This window comes from Mycetohabitans sp. B2, from assembly GCF_021733735.1.
Lineage (GTDB): Bacteria > Pseudomonadota > Gammaproteobacteria > Burkholderiales > Burkholderiaceae > Mycetohabitans > Mycetohabitans rhizoxinica.
The window spans coordinates 1-340 of sequence record NZ_JAHKSP010000136.1 but is presented as its reverse complement, the minus strand read 5'-3'; the positions used below and the strand labels follow the sequence as shown (position 1 = coordinate 340).

General features: G+C 58.5%; 1 protein-coding gene. It reads left to right on the top strand.

What is annotated here, in order from left to right:
* A partial coding sequence (locus KPG66_RS17095) for an IS3 family transposase (RefSeq protein WP_237071638.1) occupies positions 1-340 on the top strand: 340 nt, incomplete at both ends.

The window sequence follows — 340 nt, the reverse complement described above, 5'->3', positions numbered from 1 at the left end:
TGCACTACGGCTATCGCCGGGTGCATGTGATGCTGCGTCGGGAAGGCTGGCGCGACAATCATAAAAGAGTTTACCGGCTCTATCGTGAGCAGGGGCTGTCATTGCGGCATAAGAGGCCGCGGCGAAACAAGGCGGCGCGGCTGCGGCAGCCCAAGCAGCTCGTGACCGCGATCAACGAGATTTGGAGTATGGACTTTGTTGCTGACGCACTGTTTGATGGTCGGCGTTTGCGCACGCTGACAATTGTGGACAATTATACGCGCGAATGCTTGGCCATCGAGGTAGGCGCCACGCTACGTGGTGAGGACGTTGTGGCGGCGCTAGATCGCATTGCTGTGAG